Source organism: Bradyrhizobium sp. 482_C4_N1_8 (assembly GCF_052075965.1).
GTDB lineage: Bacteria > Pseudomonadota > Alphaproteobacteria > Rhizobiales > Xanthobacteraceae > Bradyrhizobium > Bradyrhizobium barranii.
In genome coordinates this window covers 8,784,391-8,803,427 of record NZ_CP197231.1, presented here as the reverse complement: position 1 = coordinate 8,803,427, position 19,037 = coordinate 8,784,391, and the positions used below count along the sequence as shown (strand labels likewise).

General features: G+C 65.1%; 13 protein-coding genes. 6 read left to right on the top strand and 7 right to left on the bottom strand.

Annotation, left to right across the window (positions count from 1 at the left end; genetic code table 11):
* Positions 1–78 precede the first annotated feature (78 nt).
* The 4 genes from AB7Z56_RS41725 to AB7Z56_RS41710 all read left to right on the top strand — a co-directional run bounded on the left by AB7Z56_RS41725 (position 79) and on the right by AB7Z56_RS41710 (position 5,768).
* On the top strand, positions 79–945 hold the full coding sequence (locus tag AB7Z56_RS41725) for a 3-keto-5-aminohexanoate cleavage protein (protein ID WP_028155241.1): 867 nt from the start codon (positions 79–81) through the stop codon (positions 943–945).
* Positions 946–1,059: 114 nt separating this feature from the next.
* Positions 1,060–2,676: an acyl-CoA carboxylase subunit beta gene (locus AB7Z56_RS41720; protein WP_063979984.1), complete on the top strand. Its 1,617-nt coding sequence runs from the start codon at positions 1,060–1,062 to the stop codon at positions 2,674–2,676.
* Positions 2,673–4,649 (top strand): acetyl/propionyl/methylcrotonyl-CoA carboxylase subunit alpha, encoded by a 1,977-nt coding sequence (locus tag AB7Z56_RS41715; protein WP_063979983.1) that lies wholly within the window; start codon positions 2,673–2,675, stop codon positions 4,647–4,649. The genes AB7Z56_RS41720 and AB7Z56_RS41715 overlap by 4 nt, the downstream gene beginning before the upstream one ends.
* A 300-nt stretch (positions 4,650–4,949) precedes the next feature.
* Positions 4,950–5,768, top strand: a complete 819-nt coding sequence (locus AB7Z56_RS41710; protein ID WP_063979982.1) for a hypothetical protein — start codon at positions 4,950–4,952, stop codon at positions 5,766–5,768.
* On the opposite strand, the gene AB7Z56_RS41705 is transcribed toward AB7Z56_RS41710, so the two are convergent.
* The 7 genes from AB7Z56_RS41705 to AB7Z56_RS41675 form a co-directional block, all read right to left on the bottom strand.
* The gene (locus AB7Z56_RS41705; RefSeq protein ID WP_063985943.1) at positions 5,740–6,726 is read right to left on the bottom strand and encodes an ABC transporter ATP-binding protein; all 987 of its coding nucleotides are present in this window, start codon (positions 6,724–6,726) and stop codon (positions 5,740–5,742) included. The two genes, AB7Z56_RS41710 and AB7Z56_RS41705, sit on opposite strands and share 29 nt — an antisense overlap.
* Complete coding sequence (locus AB7Z56_RS41700) at positions 6,723–7,730, bottom strand: ABC transporter ATP-binding protein (RefSeq protein ID WP_063979981.1); 1,008 nt, start codon at positions 7,728–7,730, stop codon at positions 6,723–6,725. The genes AB7Z56_RS41705 and AB7Z56_RS41700 overlap by 4 nt, the downstream gene beginning before the upstream one ends.
* Positions 7,730–8,623: an ABC transporter permease gene (locus AB7Z56_RS41695; RefSeq protein ID WP_063979980.1), complete on the bottom strand. Its 894-nt coding sequence runs from the start codon at positions 8,621–8,623 to the stop codon at positions 7,730–7,732. Before AB7Z56_RS41695 ends, AB7Z56_RS41700 begins: the two co-directional genes overlap by 1 nt.
* A gap of 9 nt (positions 8,624–8,632) precedes the next feature.
* Entirely contained in the window at positions 8,633–9,580 is a 948-nt protein-coding gene (locus tag AB7Z56_RS41690; protein WP_063979979.1) for an ABC transporter permease, read from the bottom strand.
* 35 nt (positions 9,581–9,615) lie between these two features.
* On the bottom strand, positions 9,616–11,214 hold the full coding sequence (locus AB7Z56_RS41685; RefSeq protein ID WP_063979978.1) for an ABC transporter substrate-binding protein: 1,599 nt from the start codon (positions 11,212–11,214) through the stop codon (positions 9,616–9,618).
* Positions 11,215–11,587: 373 nt separating this feature from the next.
* Positions 11,588–13,138, bottom strand: a complete 1,551-nt coding sequence (locus AB7Z56_RS41680) for an AMP-binding protein (protein ID WP_063979977.1) — start codon at positions 13,136–13,138, stop codon at positions 11,588–11,590.
* An 18-nt stretch (positions 13,139–13,156) separates the two neighbouring features.
* A complete protein-coding gene (locus AB7Z56_RS41675; RefSeq protein WP_063979976.1) occupies positions 13,157–14,311 on the bottom strand; it encodes an iron-containing alcohol dehydrogenase in 1,155 nt (384 codons plus the stop codon).
* A 338-nt stretch (positions 14,312–14,649) separates the two neighbouring features.
* Here AB7Z56_RS41675 and AB7Z56_RS41670 point away from each other — a divergent pair, with 338 nt between their 5' ends.
* Both AB7Z56_RS41670 and AB7Z56_RS41665 read left to right on the top strand, forming a co-directional pair.
* Complete coding sequence (locus AB7Z56_RS41670) at positions 14,650–15,861, top strand: efflux RND transporter periplasmic adaptor subunit (protein ID WP_063979975.1); 1,212 nt, start codon at positions 14,650–14,652, stop codon at positions 15,859–15,861.
* Positions 15,858–19,028, top strand: a complete 3,171-nt coding sequence (locus AB7Z56_RS41665; RefSeq protein ID WP_063979974.1) for an efflux RND transporter permease subunit — start codon at positions 15,858–15,860, stop codon at positions 19,026–19,028. The genes AB7Z56_RS41670 and AB7Z56_RS41665 overlap by 4 nt, the downstream gene beginning before the upstream one ends.
* Positions 19,029–19,037: the final 9 nt, after the last annotated feature.

The window sequence follows — 19,037 nt, the reverse complement described above, 5'->3', positions numbered from 1 at the left end:
TTCTCCGCGCAAGAAGCCGCATGCCGCTCATCACATGATCGCAAGCGTTGAATTCTCAACGTGCGAGATATTTTTGGCATGAGCGACAAGGCCGTCATCACCTGCGCGCTGAACGGCGTGCTCACCGACCCGAAGCAGCACAACGTGCCGGTTACGCCCGAGCAGATGGCACGCGAAGCCAAGGCTGCGTTCGATGCCGGCGCCAGCATCATGCACATCCATCTGCGCCAGCAGGCGCCGGACAAGGGACATCTGCCGTCCTGGGACGTGAGTGTCAGCAAGGAGATTCAGCAGGCAATCCGCGAGGCCTGCCCCGGCGTCATCATCAATCACACCTCGGGCGTCTCAGGGCCGAACTACAGCGGCGCGCTCGACTGCATCCGCGAGACCAGGCCGGAGATCGCCGCCTGCAACGCCGGCTCGCTGAATTATCTGAAGGTGAAAGCCGACAACACCTGGGCCTGGCCGCCGATGATGTTCGACAACGCGGTCGAGAAGGTGAAGGACTATCTCGACGTCATGAACGCCGTCGGGACGATCCCCGAGTTCGAATGTTTCGACGTCGGCATCGTCCGCTGTGTCGGCATGTACCACCAGGTCGGCATGTACAAAGGCCCGCTCGAATATAATTTCGTGATGGGCGTTGCCTCCGGCATGCCGTCCGATCCCGATCTGCTGCCGATCCTGATCAAGCTGAAGCGGCCCGAGGCGCATTTCCAGGTCACCGCGATCGGCCGCGAAGAGATCTGGCCGCTGCACCAGCGCTGTGCCGAACTCGGCGGCCATCTCCGCACCGGTCTGGAGGACGCCTTCTATCTCGCCGACGGCAAGAAGGTGACGTCGAATGGCCAGTTGATCGAGGCCATCGCCGCCTGCGCCCGCCGTGCGGGCCGCGAGATCGCAAGCCCCGCCGAGGCGCGGAAGATCTTTGGGACGAATAGGTAAGGTATCGCCTCAACCGTCATTGCGAGCGAAGCGAAGCAATCCAGGGTCTTTCCGCGGTGACGGTCTGGATTGCTTCGTCGCTTCGCTCCTCGCAATGACGAGCAGGATAGAGTTATGTCCATTCTCGACAACACCACTTCCCCCGGCAGCACTGCCTATCATGCCAATCGCGACGGCATGCTCGCGCTGATCGACCGCATGCGCGCGCTGGAAGAGCGCACGCGTGCGGCGTCGGCGGCGGCAAAGGATCGCTTCCACAAGCGCGGCCAGCTGCTGCCGCGCGAACGCGTCGCGCTGGTGCTCGATCCCGGCGCGCCCTTCATCGAGCTCTCGACGCTCGCCGGTTACATGTTCGACGTATCAGATGCGAACAAGAGCGTGCCCGGCGGCGGCGTCATCGCCGGCATCGGCTTCGTCTCCGGCGTCCGCTGCATGGTCAGTGCCAATGACGCCGGCATCGATGCGGGCGCGCTCCAGCCCTATGGCCTCGACAAGACGCTGCGGGTGCAGGAGCTCGCGCTGGAGAACAAGCTGCCTTACGTCCAGCTCGTCGAAAGCGCCGGGGCCAATCTGCTGCGCTACCGCGTCGAGGACTTTGTCCGTGGCGGCAACATCTTTCGCAATCTCGCGCGGCTCTCGGCGGCGGGGCTGCCGGTCGTCACCGTCACGCACGGCTCGTCGACCGCGGGCGGCGCCTACCAGACCGGCCTGTCCGATTACATCGTCATGGTCCGTGGCCGCACCCGCGCGTTCCTCGCCGGGCCACCTCTGTTGAAAGCCGCAACCGGCGAGATCGCGACCGAGGAAGAGCTTGGCGGTGCCGAGATGCACACGCAGGTCTCAGGTCTTGGCGATTACCTCGCGGAGGACGACCGCGATGCGCTGCGCATCGCGCGCGAGATCATGGCAGCGCTGGAATGGGAGCGGCCGGGCCGCGCGGCTCCGCAGTTCAAACCGCCGCGCTACGACCAGGACGAGCTGCTCGGCATCATGCCGATGGACCACAAGCGCACCGTCGACATGAAGCAGGTGATCGCGCGCATCGTCGACGATTCCGACTTCACCGAGATGGCGCCCAATTACGGCCCCGCCACCGTCTGCGGTCACGCCCGCATCGAAGGCCAGGCGATCGGCATCATCACCAACAACGGCCCGCTCGATCCCGCCGGCGCCAACAAGGCGACGCATTTCATCCAGGCCTGCTGTCAGACCCGCACGCCGATCCTCTATCTCAACAACACCACCGGCTACATGGTCGGCAAGGCCTATGAAGAAGCCGGCATGATCAAGCACGGCTCCAAGATGATCCAGGCTGTCACGTCGGCGACGGTGCCGCAGATCACCATCTATTGCGGCGCCTCGTTCGGCGCCGGCAATTACGGCATGTGCGGACGCGGCTTCCATCCGCGCTTCTGCTTCTCCTGGCCCAACGCCAAGACCGCCGTGATGGGCGGCGAGCAGGCCGCCGAGACCATGGCGATCGTGACGGAGGCCGCCGCCGCGCGCCGGGGCAAGCCGGTTGAGAAAGAAAAGCTCGACGCGATGAAGGCGCAGATCATCGGTGTGTTCGACGGCCAGATGGACGTGTTCTCGACCAGCGCCCGCGTGCTCGATGACGGCGTGATCGACCCGCGCGACACCCGTGCGGTGCTCTCCGAGGTGCTCGCGATCTGCCGCGAGGGCGACGCGCGCACGCCCCAGCGCATGCAATTCTCGGTGGCCCGCCCATGAGGAACGGATCAGTGCAGCACCGGCCGTTCTTCAGGGTTTTGGTTGCCAATCGCGGCGAGATCGCGCTGCGGGTGATGCGGAGTGCGCGGCAACTCGGCCTCGGCGTCGTTGCGGTCTATTCGGATGCCGATCGCGATGCGCTCCACGTGCGGCAGGCCGACCAGGCCGTGCGCATCGGCGAAGCCCTGCCGGCGCAATCCTATCTCAACATTCCCGCGATCATCGCCGCGGCCAAGGTGAGCGGCGCAGATGCCGTGCATCCCGGCTATGGCTTCCTCGCCGAGAACGAGGACTTTGCACAGGCCTGCAAGGAGGCCGGCCTCGTCTTCATCGGCCCCTCGCCGCTGGCGATCGAGGCGATGGGCAACAAGGCTGGCGCCAAGGAGATCATGAAGAAGGCCGGCGTGCCCTGCGTTCCCGGCTATCAGGGCGCCGACCAAAGCGACGAGGTCATGCTCACGGAAGCCAGGAAGATCGGCTTCCCCGTGATGATCAAGGCGGTTGCGGGCGGCGGCGGCCGCGGCATGCGGCTGGTCACCGATGCCGCATCCTTCCCCGATGCGCTGCGCAGCGCGCGGTCGGAGGCAAACGCCGCGTTCGGCGATCCCACGGTCATCCTCGAGCGAGCGATCCAGAACCCGCGGCACATCGAAATCCAGGTGTTCGGCGATAGCCACGGCAACGCCATCCATCTCGGCGAGCGCGACTGCTCGGTGCAGCGGCGACATCAGAAGCTGATCGAGGAGGCGCCATCGCCGGCGGTCACGCCGGAGCTGCGCGCGAAAATGGGTGAGGTCGCTGTCGCCGCAGTCAAGGCGCTGCGCTATGAGGGCGCCGGCACGCTGGAATTCCTGCTCGACGCCAGCGGCGAATTCTACTTCATGGAGATGAACACGCGCCTCCAGGTCGAGCATCCCGTCACCGAGGCGATCACCGGGCTCGATCTCGTCGAGCTGCAGCTGCGTGTCGCGCGCGGCGAGCCTCTGCCGGTGAAGCAGCAGGACGTCCGATTCTCGGGCCACGCCATCGAGGTGCGGCTGTGCTCGGAAGATGCCGCGCAGGATTTCATGCCGCAGTCCGGCCGCATGGCGCGCTGGCAGGTACCTGACAGCATCCGCGTCGAGCACGCGCTGCGATCGGGTGCGGGGATTCCGCCGTTCTACGATTCCATGATCGCCAAGGTGATCAGCCATGGCGCGACACGGGAGGAGGCGAGGGGGCGGCTGATTGTCGGCCTGGAGCAACTCACTGCGTTTGGCGTGACCACCAATCAGGCGTTCCTGATGTCCTGCCTGCGCCATCCCGGATTTGCCAGAGGCGAGGCGACGACAGCTTTCATCGGTGCACATCGCGACGAACTGTTGGCGCCGTCGGCGAATGCTGCATTCAATACGGCGCTGGCGGGCCTGCTGCTCTATGTCACCAATCCGCGCGCGCCGTCATGGCAAGGTGGCCGGAGCCTGGCGGCAACATTCCCGCTGCCGGCGAAAGTCGAGATCGCCGGCCACACCCACGAGCTCGAAGTCACGCGTGAGCGCGATGGCGGCTACATCGTCGCCGCCGACGGCCGTCAGGACAAGTTCGAGATCGACCAGCTCGATCCCGACGCCATCCGCTTTCGCCACGACGGCGTGATGGACTGCGCAAAATTCCTGCGCGATGGCGACCGGCTCTACCTCCAGCATCGCGGCATCCCGCTTGCGGTCACCGATCTCACCCTCGCCGCGCCGAAGGCGGCCGCAACCAACGGCGGCGATGGCAAAGTCCGCGCCGCCATGAACGGCCGCGTCGTCGCCGTGCTGGTCAAGCCCGGTGACCGCGTCACCGCCGGTCAACCGGTGATGACCCTGGAAGCGATGAAGATGGAGCACGTCCACAAGGCCGGCATCGACGGCGTTATCGCCGCGATCGACGTCGCCGAAGGCGAGCAGGTCACCACGGGTAGGGTCGTGGCGGAGATCGGGGCGGGGTAGCGCTCTCGCCATTATCGCGAGGAACGACTTGTCCGCCCTAGCTCGAAGAGCGAAGGTGGAGGCGACGAAGCAATCCCGTCTCACTACTCGGAGGGGCCCGGATTGCTTGGCTGCGCTCGCAATGACGATGGGGTGAGATGCTCCGTCGAGCCCTGCCGTGGCAGCTCTTCGTTTTCGCGCCGAAATTTGAATGATTTCAATCCGATAGTTACCAGTTCGTGCTCAAGCGCAGTTTTATTGAACAATATTCACTTTCGGCTTACTAATATTGAACGATGTTCAATTCACGAGGAGGCCTGTATGTTGCGCGCAACTGATCCCGGCCGAAACACAGCTGCCACGCTCCCTTCGCGGTCCAACCGACTGCCGTTCGCCGCACCTCAGATCCGCGAAAAATATTTGATTGGCGCGCTCTTCGTCCTGACGCTGGTGGCGCTCCTCGCGCCGGCGTTGCCCGCCTCCGCCTGGCACATCCCGCATTTCGTCGACACTCGCACCTGGCTGGGCGTGCCCAACGCCGGCGACGTGCTGAGCAATCTTGCCTTCCTGGCGATGGGCGCTTGGGGCTTGCTGCGCCTGCGTGCCCACCCTGATGCGCCCGCGGGTGCAGGTTGCCTCTTCGTGGGTCTGATCCTCACTTGCATAGGATCGTGCATCTATCATCTGGATCCCGACGCGCCGCAGCGGCTGGTGGCCGATCGTCTCGGTATGGCGGTGGCGTTCGCGGGCTTTCTGGGCATCGCGGCCAGCGAGCGCATCAGCGTGCGTGCCGGTCAGGCGGTGGTGGTGCTGGTGACGGTTGCGGGCCTGCTCGCGGCCTGGGTGGCACGCGAGAATCTCACGCCATGGGTGGTCGTGCAGTTCGGCGGCATGGCGTTGGCCGTGGGACTGGCGTTGACACGGCCCCGGCCCGGTGCGCTTGGCGTGTCTCTGGGCGGCGTGATCTTCTTTTACGCGCTGGCCAAGCTTTTCGAGCTGGGTGACGTGACCATATTTGAAGCGACAGGCCACATTGTCTCGGGCCACACGCTCAAGCATCTGGCCGCCGCGCTGGCGGCCTGGCCGGTGATCCGGGCGTTGCGGCCTGTTGCTACTGGCTCCGCCCCGTCCCCTCGTTGAGCAGGCACGCCACCTGATGTCCGCCGCCTGCGTCCACCAGCGCCGGCCGCTCCGTCTTGCACCGCTCGATCGCAAACCGGCAGCGGGTGTGAAATGCGCAGCCGGAGGGCGGATTGACCGGACTCGGCACGTCGCCGTCGACCAGCGGCGCGAGCTTCTTGGCAAACGGGTTCGCAACCGGCACGGAGGCGAGCAGGGCCTGCGTGTAGGGATGGCGCGGATTGCGGAACAGCTCGTCCTTGCCGGCGATCTCGACGATGCGGCCGAGATACATCACGGCGACGCGGTGGCTGATATGGGCGACCACGGCGAGGTCATGCGCGATGAAGAGATAGGAGAAGCCGTGCGCCTTCTGCAGGTCGATCAGGAGATTGATCACCTGCGCCTGGATCGAGACGTCGAGCGCGGAGACCGGCTCGTCGCAGACGATCAGGCGTGGACCCAGCGCAAGCGCCCGTGCGATGCAGATGCGCTGGCGCTGGCCGCCGGAGAATTGATGCGGGAAGTTGCGCATCTGATCGGGCCGCAGGCCCACCTGCTCGAACAGTTTTGCGGTACGCGCTTCCAGCTCCTTGCCGCTTGCGAGCCCATGCACGGTGAGCGGCTCGCCGACGATGTCGCCGGCGGCCATGCGCGGATTGAGCGAAGCGAACGGGTCCTGGAACACGATCTGCATCGAGCGGCGATGCGGCCGCAGCGCGGTCTTGGAGAGACGGGTGATGTCCTCTCCGTCAAGGCGGATCTGACCCGAAGTCGGCTCGACCAGCCGCAGCACGCTGCGCGCCACCGTCGACTTGCCGCAGCCGGATTCACCGACCAGGCCGAGCGTCTCGCCGGTATGAACCGAGAACGAGACGCCGTCGACCGCATGCACGGTGCCGACCTGCCGCCGCAACACGCCGGCGCGCACCGGATAGTGCTTCTTGAGATCGGTGACTTCGAGCAGCGCTTCGGTCATGCCACCTCCGCCACTTCGGCCGCGCGCCAGCACGCCGCGAGATGGCCGCCGCCCCAGTCCTCCAGCGGCGGATATTCGGCCTCGCAACGCTTGATCGCGAGCTTGCAGCGTGGCGCGAAGGCGCAGCCTTTCGGCAACCGCACCAGCGAGGGCACCGTGCCGGGAATTTCGTTCAGCCGCGCCTGCACCGGAACACCTGACGCCGGCACGGCCGGGATCGAGGCCATCAGCCCGCGCGTGTAGGGGTGCTTGGGATCGGCGAACAGCGCTTCCACCGTTGCCTCCTCCACCTTCTTCCCCGCATACATCACGATCACCCGCTGCGCGGTCTGCGCGACGACGCCGAGATCATGCGTGATCAGCACGAGGCCGGTGCCGAGCTCCTTCTGAAGGTCGAGGATCAGCGCCAGGATCTGCGCCTGGATGGTGACGTCGAGCGCGGTGGTCGGCTCGTCCGCGATCAGCAGCGCCGGCCGGCAGGCGAGCGCCATCGCGATCATCGCGCGCTGGCGCATGCCGCCGGAAAGCTGATGCGGATATTCCCGCGCGCGCCGTGCCGGTTCGGGAATGCGGACCAGCCGCAGCATCTCGACCGCGATGTCACGGGCTTCTCTGGCCGGCATCGCCCGGTGCAACCGCACCGCCTCGACGATCTGGTCACCGATCCGCATCACCGGATTGAGCGAGGTCATCGGCTCCTGGAAGATCATGGAGATGCGATTGCCCCTGACAGCACGCATCTCGGATTCATCCAGCGCCAGCAGCTCGGTGCCTTCGAGCGTGACCGACCCGCCGACGATGCGGCCGGGCGGATCGGGCACCAGCCGCATCAGGGACAGCGCGGTGACGCTCTTGCCGCAGCCGGATTCGCCGACGATCGCGAGCGTCTCGCCACGTTTCACGGTGAACGAGACGTCGTCGACGGCTTTGAACAGGCCGGAATTGGTGAAGAACACCGTCTTCAGGTTCTTCACATCGAGCACGAGATCGGATTTGTCTGCCATCAGCCGCGCTGCCGGGGATCGAGGATGTCGCGTAGGGCGTCGCCGAACAGGTTGGCGCCGAACACGGCGAGGCTGATTGCGATGCCGGGGAAGATCACCAGCCACGGCGCGGTGCGGACATATTCGGCGGCGGATTCCGAGAGCATGCGGCCCCAGGACGGATAGGGTTCGGGAATGCCGAGGCCGAGGAAGGACAGCGAGGCTTCGGTCAGGATGGTCGAGCCGAGCTGCGCGGTCGCGAGCACGATCAGCGGCGCCAGCGTGTTCGGCAGCACGTGGCGTAGCGCGATCCGCACCTCGCTCATGCCGATCGACTTGGCGGCTTCGATAAAGGGCAGCTCGCGCAGCGCCAGCGTGTTGGCGCGAATGACGCGCGACACGGTCGGGATCAGCGGAATGGCGATGGCGATGATGACGTTCGGCAGGGACGGACCGAGCGCGGCGGTCATGATCAGCGCCAGGACCAGCAATGGAAGCGCTTGAAGAATGTCGGAGACGCGCTGGAATACGAGGTCGACCCAGCCGGAGAGATAGCCGGAGGTGAGGCCAACGATGACGCCGATCGTACCGCCAAGTGCCGTCGAGCCGATGCCGACCGCGAGCGAGATCCGCGCGCCGTGGATGATGCGGCTGAACACGTCGCGGCCGAAGGAGTCCGTGCCCATCCAGTGCGCCAGGCTCGGGCGCGCCAGCGCACGGGCGGCGTCGATGGTCAGGGGATCGTAGCGCGCGATGAAGTCGGCAAAGATCGCCGTGAGCACGAACAGCGTCATGATGATCAGCCCGGCCGCGCCCAGCACGTGCCGCTGTGCCAAATACAGTACGCGCCGCCAGCCGCCGGTCGCATGCGCGCCGGCCCGCCTCAGTTCGAGATCATAGTCAATCGCGGCCAAGCTGATCTCCTAATCCGTATACCGGATGCGCGGATCGAACACCGCGTAGAGCATGTCGACGATGAAGTTCGCGCTGACCACCACGACCGCAATCAGCATCACGAGGTTCTGCACGATCGGGTAGTCGCGCCAGCGGATCGCTTCGACCAGGAAGCGCGCGACGCCGGGGATGTTGAACACGGTCTCGGTCACGATCAGGCCGCCGATCAGGAACGCGGCCTCGATGCCGATCACGGTGATGACGGGCAGGATCGCGTTCTTCAGCGCATGCTTATAGTTGACGGCGGCGTCGGAGGCGCCCTTGGCGCGCGCGGTGCGGATATAGTCCTGCCGCAGCACCTCCAGCATCGAGGATCGCGTGATGCGCATGGTCAGCGCCGCGCTACGGAAGCCGACGGCGGCCGCCGGCACGGCGTAGGTCGCGAACGCCTCGAGCCAGGTCTGCGGATTGGGATTGAAGATCGGCATCTGGTTGAACATCGCCACCGAAGCGGTGAGGATCAGCAGGCCGAGCCAGAACGAGGGCAGCGACAAGCCGCTGAGGCTGACGACGCGCAACGCGTAATCGAGCCGTGTCCCCTGCTTCACCGCGCTGATGACGCCGAGCGGAATGCCGATCGACGCCGAGAACAGCAGCGCCAGCCCGGCGAGCCGCGCGGTGATCGGGATCCGCGGCAGGATCTCCTGAAGCGCGGGCTTCTCCGAAACATAGGAGTAGCCGAAATCGCCGCGCAGAAAGCCGCTGATCCAGTGCCAGTACTGCACGACCAGCGGCTGGTCGATGCCGAGCTCCTTCTCCAGATTGGCCTTGTCGGCGGGATCGACGTAGCCCGCCGCGGCAAACAGGATGTCGACGATGTTGCCGGGCACGACGCGCAGCAGGAAGAAGATGACGACCGAGATCCCGAACAGGGTCACGAGCATCAGGAACAGGCGCCGCACCAGATAGGCAAGCATGCATCGCCTCCTGTCGAAATCGTCAGCCGCCTGCGCTACTTGTCCATCCAGACGTCCTCGTAGCGATACCCATTATAGGAGCTGTTCGACATCACCGTTACGCCCTTGACATAGGGCTGCCAGCAGGAGCCGGTGCGCGCGTGGAAGATGATCGGGCGGGCGACGTCCTCCTGCAGCTTCTTGTCGATGTCCCACACCATTTTCTTGCGCTTGTTGACGTCGGTCTCCTGCGACTGCACGTCGAACAGCTTTTCGATCTCCTTGTTGCAGTAATTGGTGTAGTTGCGCTCGGAACCGCAGGAATAGTTCTCGTAGAACGACTGGTCGGGATCGTCCACGGCGTTGCCGGTCAAATTGAGCCCGAGCATGTAGTCCTTGCGTGCGATCTTCGGGAACCAGTTCGCGGTCTCGACCACGTCGAGCTCGCCGTCGATATAGATGCTCTTGAGCTGGTCGATCAGGATCACCGCGGGATCGCGATAGACCGGAATGTTGCGGGTTGAGACCTTGACGGCGAGATGCTTGTCCGGCCCATAGCCGGCCTTCTGCATCAGCTTCCTGGCTTCCTCGCGGTTGGCGTTCACATCGGGGCCATAGCCGGGAATGCTCTCGAGCATCTCCTTCGGCATGCCCCACAGCCCGTTCGGCGGCGGCAGCATGGTGCCGCCGACATCGCCCTGGCCCTCGAACATGATCGAGATGAAGGCCTTGCGGTCGAGCGACAGCGCCATGGCGCGGCGGATATCGATATTGTCGAACGGCGGCGCGGACGAGTTGACGATGATGTTGGTGGCGACATTGTTGGGCTCGACCACGCAGACCGCTTTCGGCGCCTGCGATTTGACGTCCTTCAGCAGCGGAATGCTCACTTCGGTCGGGAACGCCATGTCGAACTTGCCGGCGACGAAGGCGAGGATCGCGGTCGAACGGTTCGGGATGATGGTGAACTCGATGCCGTCGAGATAGGGCCGCCCCTCGCGCCAATAGTCGGGATTGCGGGTCAGCTTGATCGATTCATTGGCCTTGAACTCGACGAATTTGAACGGGCCGGTGCCGATCGGGTGCGTGCGCATGTCGCCGGGCGAGACATGACAGGGATAGACCGGCGTGTAGCCCGAGGCGAGCAGGGCCAGCAGCGACGGCTGCGGCCGCTTCAAGTTGAAGGAAACTTCGAGGTCGCCGTTGGTGGAGACGTCATTGACCTGCTCGTACCAGGTCTTGCGCGGATTCTGCCGGAACTTCTGCTGCGACTTGCCCATCAGCATGTCGAAGGTGCATTTGACGTCCGCGGAGGTGAACGGCTTGCCGTCATGCCATTTCACGCCCGGGCGCAGCTTGAAGGTCAGCGTCTTGTTGTCGTTGACCCAGGCCCAGCTCTCGGCGAGTTCCGGAATGATGTTGTCCATCCTGTTCTGCGCCTCGTCCTGCTTGTAGATGACGAGGTTGTTGAACACAGGCATGAAGGGAACATTGAGCGAATAGGTCGCGCCTTCATGGATCGAGGCATTGCCGGGGCTGTCGCGGTGGTACATCCGCAGGATTCCGCCCTGTTTGGGCCCGCCGGCGAGCGTGGTCGTCGAGGCCGTCAGCACAGATAGCGCCGCCACTGCGGCGAGCGCCCACACGCTCCGCATGCTCATCCTCCCTGGACACTAGTCTTTTGGGCCTTTGCGGCCTGTTTGTCAGACGATAGCGACGCACGTGCAGCGAGGCAACCGGCAAGGCCGCTCGCCGCCTCGACAATTCGGATGACGGAAGGCCGCAGGCGTTCACACTCTCTTCATGTGAGAGTGCAGGTGCGAAGGGATGGTTCCTGTGCAGATGTTGCGGGCAGCTGCCTCAACAAACTCCGCCGTCGTCCCGGACAAGCGAAGCGCAGATCCGGGATCCATAACCACGGGAGTCGTTTGATGAAGACTCGGAGTTACCTGCTCGCGTGACGACTCCCGCCGGTGGTTATGGGTCCCGGGTTCGCGACTTCGTCGCGCCCCGGGACGACAGTGGGGCTCACACGATCCGTGACGTCTTGTTCCCCCAATATCGGTCCCGCAGCAGCCGCTTGTACAGTTTGCCCGTCGGCAGCCGCGGCAGTTCCTTTTCGAAATCGACCGAGCGCGGCACCTTCTGCCGCGACAGCGATTGACCGCAGAAGGCGATCAGTTCTTCGGCGAGCGCCTCGCCCGGCACGATGCCGGGCATCGGCTGTACCACCGCCTTCACCTCTTCGCCGAGATCGGGATTGGGCACGCCGAACACCGCGGCATCGGCGACCTTCGGATGGGTGATGAGCAGGTTCTCGCATTCCTGCGGATAGATGTTCACCCCGCCGGAGATGATCATGAAGGTCGCGCGGTCGGTCAAATAGAGGAAACGATCCTCGTCGACATAGCCGACGTCGCCGACCGTGCTCATGCTGCCGTCGGCCGAGCGCGCCTCCCTGGTCTTCTCGGGGTCGTTGAAATATTCGAACGACGATGCCGTCTTGAACCAGACCTGGCCCGGCGTGCCGGTCGGGCACGCCCTCATGTTCTCGTCGAGGATGTGGAGGTCGCCGAGCAGCACCTTGCCGACGGTGCCGCGGTGGCTAAGCCATTCCTCGCTGTTGCAGGCGGTGAAGCCGAGGCCTTCGGTCGCGCCGTAATATTCGTGGATGATCGGCCCCCACCATTTGATGATGTCGTCCTTGACCAGTGCCGGGCAGGGCGCTGCGGCGTGGATCGCGATCTCCAGCGACGACAGGTCGTAGCGGCCGCGCACCTCCTCCGGCAGCTTCAGCAAGCGCGAGAACATCGTCGGCACCAGCTGGGTGTGGGTGATACCCCATTGCTGGACGAGCTGGAGATAACGTTCGGGATCGAACGTCTCCTTGATGATCACGGTGCCGCCCATGCGGATCGTGAGGTTCACCGCGGCTTGCGGCGCGGAGTGATAGAGCGGGGCAGGCGAGAGATAGACCATGCCCTCGCGGTAGCGCCAAAGCTTTGTCAGGAAATCGAACAGCGGCAGATTGTGCTTCGGCGGTTCCTCCGGCAGCGGGCGCAGGATGCCTTTCGGCCGTCCGGTCGTGCCGGATGAATAGAGCATGGCGGTGCCGAGCCATTCATCGGCGATCGGAGCCTCGGGCAGGTCGGCGGTCACCTCGGCGAGGCCGACGATACGGTCGCTCTCGCCAGGGCCGTCGGCGACGATGCAGAGCTTGATGTCCGGACAGGCCTTGATCGCCTCGCGGGCGATGTCGAGTTTCGCAACGGACGTGATCAGGATTTTCGACTGGCTGTTGACGAGGAGATAGGCGAGCTCGCCCGGCGTCAGGAACGAGTTGATGCAGGTGTAGTACAGCCCGGAGCGCTCGCCCGCGCCGCAGGCTTCGAGGTAGCGCGAATTGTTCTCCATGAAGATCGAATAATGGTCGAGCCGCTTCAAGTCGTGCTTGCGGAACAGATGCGCCAGGCGGTTGCTGCGCGCATCGAGTTCGCGATAGGTGACGGCCTCGCCGGTTGCAGCCATGATGAAGGCGGGCTGGAGCGGGCGTAGACGAGCATGCTGACCTGGATACATCAGTCCTCCGGCTTGAAATTATGCGGCGAGAAGCAGGATTTCGCGAATGTCGGCGGGGCCGCCGATCTTGCGCGGGTTGCGCGGGATCCAGTTGGTGCGCATCGCCTGTTCGGCGATGGCGTCGAAATGCTCAGGCGAGACGCGGACGTCGGCGAGGCTGCGCGGCATGCCGAGCGAGCGGATGAAGGCGTCGAGCACGTCGCCGGCGTTGTGGCCGGGAAAACCCATCGCGGCGGCGACGATCATCTGGCGCTCGGAATTGTCGCGCGCATTCCAGCGCATCACCGCGGGCAGCATGATGCAGGAGGTGTAGCCGTGCGGCACGTCGAAGGCCGCACCCAGGACATAGCCGATGCCGTGGCTCGCGCCCATCGGCACGCCGGCGGCGAGCGCGCCCATCGACAGCCAGGTGCCGATCTGCGCATCCATGCGGGCGTCGAGATCGGCAGGGTCGGCCTTCACCCGCGGCAGCGCGTCGGCGAGCATGGCCAGCCCCTTCACCGACTGCGCGTCGGCATAAGGGTGCGTCTCGCGCGAGCAGATCGCCTCGACGCAATGGTCGACGGCGCGGATGCCGGTGGAGAGAAACAGCCATTCCGGCGTGTGCACGGTGATGGCGGGATCGAGGATGGTCGCACGCGGCACCGTGAGCGGATGCCGCAGCATCTGCTTCACATGCGTGCCACGGTCGGTGACGCCGGCGATCGCGCTGAACTCGCCGCCGGCGATCGTGGTCGGCACGCTGATCTGCCGCACGTTAGGGGCGGTCATCTCGGGCGCGACGCCCTTGTGGACGCGGATGCGCTCGATGCCCTCGACGTCGTCGATGCCGTTGGCAAGGCAGAGCTGCACCGCCTTGGCACCGTCGGTGATCGAGCCGCCGCCCACGGTGACGATCAGGTCGGCGTTCACTGCGCGCGCCGCATTGGTCGCCGCGATCACCGCCTCGCGCGGCGTATGCGCCGGCATGGCGTCGAACAGGCCGGCGCAGCGCGCGCCGAGCGCCTGTTTGATCTTCGCGATTTCGTCGGTCTGACGGTTCAGCGTGCCGGAGACCATCAGGAAGGCGCGGCGCGTCCCCAGCCGATCCATCTGCGCAACGACGGCCTCGGCCGCGGGATGGCCGAACACAACCTCCTCGATCGCGCCGTAAACGACACGTCCCTGGTGCACGCCTGTCCTCCCAGGACAATTCGGCTTTGTTTTTCTGGGAGCAATCTAGCCGAGCGGACGGTGTCCGTCATGTGCGAAGACGCTGGCGACTTTCTTACCCTCCGCCTCCCGGGGAGGGTGGCGAGCGCCGCGTCTTGATTGCTGACCTTCCGCCGACGCGCATCAGCTGCCGCTTGTCATCATCTCTCTCGCTGTCAACCCGTCATCCGGCTAGGGCATCCTCCCAAGCGTTGCGCGCGCTTTCGTCTTGAAGATTTCATCATTGAAACCCATCTTGTGTCGCCCGCGGGTAGGCGAGTACGCTGCTTTTGCTGCGGCAAATGTGCGAGGGACTTGGGATGAGCGGACCGGACCGAAACGAGCATTTTGTCAAAACGCACGATTTCGTCCTACCTCGACTTTGCGCAATTGCCGGGCTCCTCGCCGCGACGTTCGCTCTCACTGGTTGCGGACAACCGGCCTCGCAGGCCGCCGCCCCACCGCCCCCGCCGGTGACCGTTGCCCAGCCAGTCAAGCGCACCGTCACCGATTGGGACGAGTTCACCGGCCGCTTCGAGGCGGTCGAGGAGGTGCAGGTGCGCCCCCGTGTCGGCGGCTTCGTCAACTCCGTCGAGTTCCAGGACGGCGCGATCGTGCATCAGGGCGACCTGCTCTACGTCATCGACCCGCGCCCGTTCGAGGCGGTGGCCGAGCAGGCGGACGGCCAGTTGTCCGACGCGCGTGCCAAGGTGGAGCTTGCCAAGCGCGAGCTCGACCGTGGCCTGAACCTGGTCCAGACCAGCGCGGTCTCCGAGCAGGCCGTCGACCAGCGCCGCCAGGCCCTGCAGGCGGCGCATGCCGCGGAGACGCAGGCCGCAGGCGCGCTGAAGGCCGCCCGGCTCAATATCGAGTTCACCCATGTGACCGCGCCGCTCACCGGCCGCGTCAGTCGCCATCTCGTCAGCCCCGGCAATCTCGTGCAGGGCAGCGATACCGGCACCTCGACGCTGCTCACCTCGATCGTCGCGCTCGATCCGATCTACGTCTATTTCGACATGGATGAAGCTACCTTCATCAAATACAGCAAGCTGTGGTTCGAAGGCCGCCGCCCGAGCTCGCGCGACACCGCGAACCCGGTGCAGGTGACGCTCGCCGGCGAGACCAAGCCGTCGCATGAGGGCACCATCAACTTCCTCGACAACCGCCTCGATGTCTCAACCGGCACGCTGCGCAGCCGGGCCGTGATCAAGAACACCGATCTCTCGATCCTGCCGGGCCAGTTCGGCCGCGTCCGGCTGATCGGCAGCGCGCCCTATGAGGCGCTGCTGATTCCCGACGTCGCGGTCGCGACCGACCAGTCCCGCAAGATCGTGTTCGTCGTGAAGCCGGACGACACCGTCGAGGCCCGCCCGGTGGTGCTCGGTCCGCTCGATGAGGGCCTGCGCGTGATCCGCGAGGGGCTGAAGGCGGAGGACCGCGTCATCGTCAACGGCATCCAGCGCGCTCGCGTCGGCGCCAAGGTCGCTCCGTCTCCCGCGCCAGCGCCGGCCAAGTCCGGTGACAAGTCATGAACCTTGGCCGTCTCTCCATCAACCAGCCCATCCTGGCGATGGTGCTGTCGATCGTGCTGCTGATCGTCGGCGCGCTCGCCTATACGACGCTGCCGGTCTCCGAATATCCGCAAGTTGTGCCGCCGACCGTCGTTGTCACCACGCAATATCCGGGCGCCTCGGCGCAGACCGTGTCCGACACCGTCGCAGCTCCGATCGAGCAGCAGATCAACGGCGTCGAGGACATGCTGTATCTCTACAGCCAGGCGACCTCGAACGGGCAATTGACGATCACCGTCACCTTCAAGCTCGGGACCGACCTCGACAAGGCGCAGGTGCTGGTGCAGAACCGCGTCGCGATCGCACAGCCGCAGCTGCCGGACGAAGTGCAGCGCAACGGCGTCGTCACGCGCAAGAACTCGCCCGACATCCTGATGGTCGTGTTCATGCTGTCGCCGGACGATACGTTCGACCAGCTCTACATCTCCAATTACGCGCTGCTCCAGGTCCGTGACCAGTTGCTGCGGATCGACGGCGTCGGCGATATCCAGATCTTCGGCGCACGCGACTATTCGATGCGGCTCTGGCTCGACCCTGATCGTATCGCCAATCTCGGCCTGACCTCGACCGAGGTGCTGGCGGCGATCCGTGCCCAGAACGTCCAGATCGCGGGCGGCCAGATCGCCGAACCGCCGATCGCCGACCGGGCCTTCCAGCCAAACCTCGTTTTCACCGGGCGCCTGAAGGACCAGAAGCAGTTCGAGGACATCCTGATCAAGGCCGGCTCCGACGGCCGCACGGTGCGGCTGCGCGACGTCGCCCGCATCGAGCTCGGTGCTCTCGCCTACTCCACCAACAGCTTCCTGTTGCGCAAGTCGGCGGTTGCCATGCTGGTGACGCAGCGGCCGGGATCGAACGCGCTTGCGACGGCAAAGAATATCTCCGACACCATGGTGAAGCTCAAGGAGAGCTTTCCGAAAGGCCTCGACTACAATATCGGCTACAATCCGACCGAGTTTATCGCGCAGTCCGTCCACGAGCTGATCAAGACCATCTACGAGGCCATGCTGCTCGTGGTTATCGTGGTGCTGGTGTTCCTGCAAGGCTGGCGGCCCGCGATCATTCCGATCATCGCGATCCCTGTCTCGCTGGTCGGCACCTTCGCGGTGATGGCGGCGCTCGGCTTCTCCATCAACAACCTCACCTTGTTCGGCCTCGTGCTTGCGGTTGGCATCGTGGTCGACGACGCCATCGTGGTGGTGGAGAATGTGGAGCGCCATCTCGAGCACGGCTTAAGTCGGCGCGATGCGGCGCTGAAGACCATGGAGGAGGTCGGCGGCGCGCTGGTCTCGATCGCGCTGGTGCTCTGCGCCGTGTTCGTGCCGACCGCATTCATTGGCGGCATCTCCGGGCAGTTCTTCCAGCAATTCGCCGTCACCATTGCGGTGGCGACCGCGATCTCCTGCTTCTGCTCGCTGACGCTGTCGCCGGCGCTGGCTTCGATGATCCTCACGCCGCACGCAGAGAAGCGACCGCCTGCCGCCTGGAATCTCCTCGCGCGTGGCTGGAATGCGTTCACCGGCGTCTTCAACCGCGTGTTCGACCGGCTCTCGCATGGTTATGCCGGCCTCGCCAATTTCGTGATCCGCCATTCGGTGGTGATGATCCTGATCTATGTCGTGCTGATCGGCAGCGCCGGCTGGCTGATCGCGACCACGCCGCAGGGCTTCATTCCCGCGCAGGATCGCGGCTACGTCATCATCTCCGTGCAATTGCCGGGCGCGGCGTCGCTGGCGCGCACCACCGAAGTCGTGCGCGAGATCGAGCGGATCTCGCTGGACACGCCCGGCATCGTTCGCGTCGCCGCCTTCGCCGGCTTCTCGGGCGCCACCCGCACGCAGGCGGGCAATGCTGCGGCGCTGTTCCCGGTGTTCGACGAGCCCGAGGCGCGGATGAAGAAGGGATTGTCTGCGAACGCCATCACGGTCGAACTGCGCAAGCGCCTGGCCGCAATCCAGGGCGCCTTCATCATCGTGATTCCGCCGCCGGCCGTGCCCGGCATCGGCACCGGCGGCGGCTTCACCATCCGCGTCCAGGACCGCCAGGGCCGAGGACCTGAGCTGCTCGCCGCGGCCACCGACGAGCTTGTCGCCGCGGCGCGCAAATCGCCGTTGCTGCTCGGCCCCACGGTTTTCTCGCCGTTCTCGGCCAACACGCCGCAGCTCTTCGTCGACATCGACCGCACCAAGGCGCAGAAGCTCGGCGTGCCCATCGCCAGCATCAACGACACGATCCAGACCTACTTCGGATCGACCTACGTCAACGACTTCAACCTGTTCGGCCGCACCTATCACGTCACCGCGCAGGCTGACTTCCCGTTCCGAAAAGAGCCCAGCGACCTCTCGCGCCTGCGCACGCGTAACGCCTCCGGCGACATGGTGATGCTGGGCAGCGTGGTCGAGTTCAAGGACGTCTCCGGCCCCGACCGCGTCGCGCGCTACAATCTCTATGCTGCGTCCGAGCTCCAAGGCGAGCCGGCGCCGGGCACCAGCTCGACCACCGCGCTCAACACCATCAAGAAGCTCGCGGACGACATCTTGCCGAGCGGCTTCACCTTCGAATGGACCGATCTCTCCTACCAGCAGGTCACCGGCGGCAATGCGGGCCTGCTCGTGTTCCCGATCTGCGTGCTGTTCGTCTATCTCGTGCTCGCCGCGCAATATGGCAGCTGGACGCTGCCGTTCGCGGTGATCCTGATCGTACCGATGTGCCTGTTGGCCGCCACGATCGGCGTGCGCATCATGGGGCAGGACGTCAACATCCTCACCCAGATCGGATTCGTCGTTCTGGTGGGGTTAGCTGCAAAGAACGCGATCCTGATCGTCGAGTTCGCGCGCGACATCGAGAAAGAAGGCAAGCCGCGGCTGGAGGCGGTGATCGACGCCTGCCGCCTGCGCCTGCGGCCGATCCTGATGACCTCCTTCGCCTTCATCCTCGGCGTGCTGCCGCTGGTGATATCGTCCGGCTCCGGCTCGGAGATGCGGCAGGCGGTCGGCGTTGCCGTGTTCTTCGGCATGATCGGCGTCACCCTGTTCGGCCTGCTGTTCACCCCGATCTTCTATGTGGTGGTGCGGAACCTGGCGGAAGGGCGGAACGAGGGGAAGAAGCCGGAGGTGGTGGCTTCTTAGTTGTTGCGG

Bases quoted from the DNA above. Each gene is read 5' to 3' on its own strand.
- AB7Z56_RS41725 (WP_028155241.1), top strand. From the start codon at position 79: ATGAGCGACAAGGCCGTCATCACCTGCGCGCTGAACGGCGTGCTCACC.
- AB7Z56_RS41720 (WP_063979984.1), top strand. From the start codon at position 1,060: ATGTCCATTCTCGACAACACCACTTCCCCCGGCAGCACTGCCTATCAT.
- AB7Z56_RS41715 (WP_063979983.1), top strand. From the start codon at position 2,673: ATGAGGAACGGATCAGTGCAGCACCGGCCGTTCTTCAGGGTTTTGGTT.
- AB7Z56_RS41710 (WP_063979982.1), top strand. From the start codon at position 4,950: ATGTTGCGCGCAACTGATCCCGGCCGAAACACAGCTGCCACGCTCCCT.
- AB7Z56_RS41705 (WP_063985943.1), bottom strand. From the start codon at position 6,726: ATGACCGAAGCGCTGCTCGAAGTCACCGATCTCAAGAAGCACTATCCG.
- AB7Z56_RS41700 (WP_063979981.1), bottom strand. From the start codon at position 7,730: ATGGCAGACAAATCCGATCTCGTGCTCGATGTGAAGAACCTGAAGACG.
- AB7Z56_RS41690 (WP_063979979.1), bottom strand. From the start codon at position 9,580: ATGCTTGCCTATCTGGTGCGGCGCCTGTTCCTGATGCTCGTGACCCTG.
- AB7Z56_RS41685 (WP_063979978.1), bottom strand. From the start codon at position 11,214: ATGCGGAGCGTGTGGGCGCTCGCCGCAGTGGCGGCGCTATCTGTGCTG.
- AB7Z56_RS41680 (WP_063979977.1), bottom strand. From the start codon at position 13,138: ATGTATCCAGGTCAGCATGCTCGTCTACGCCCGCTCCAGCCCGCCTTC.
- AB7Z56_RS41670 (WP_063979975.1), top strand. From the start codon at position 14,650: ATGAGCGGACCGGACCGAAACGAGCATTTTGTCAAAACGCACGATTTC.
- AB7Z56_RS41665 (WP_063979974.1), top strand. From the start codon at position 15,858: ATGAACCTTGGCCGTCTCTCCATCAACCAGCCCATCCTGGCGATGGTG.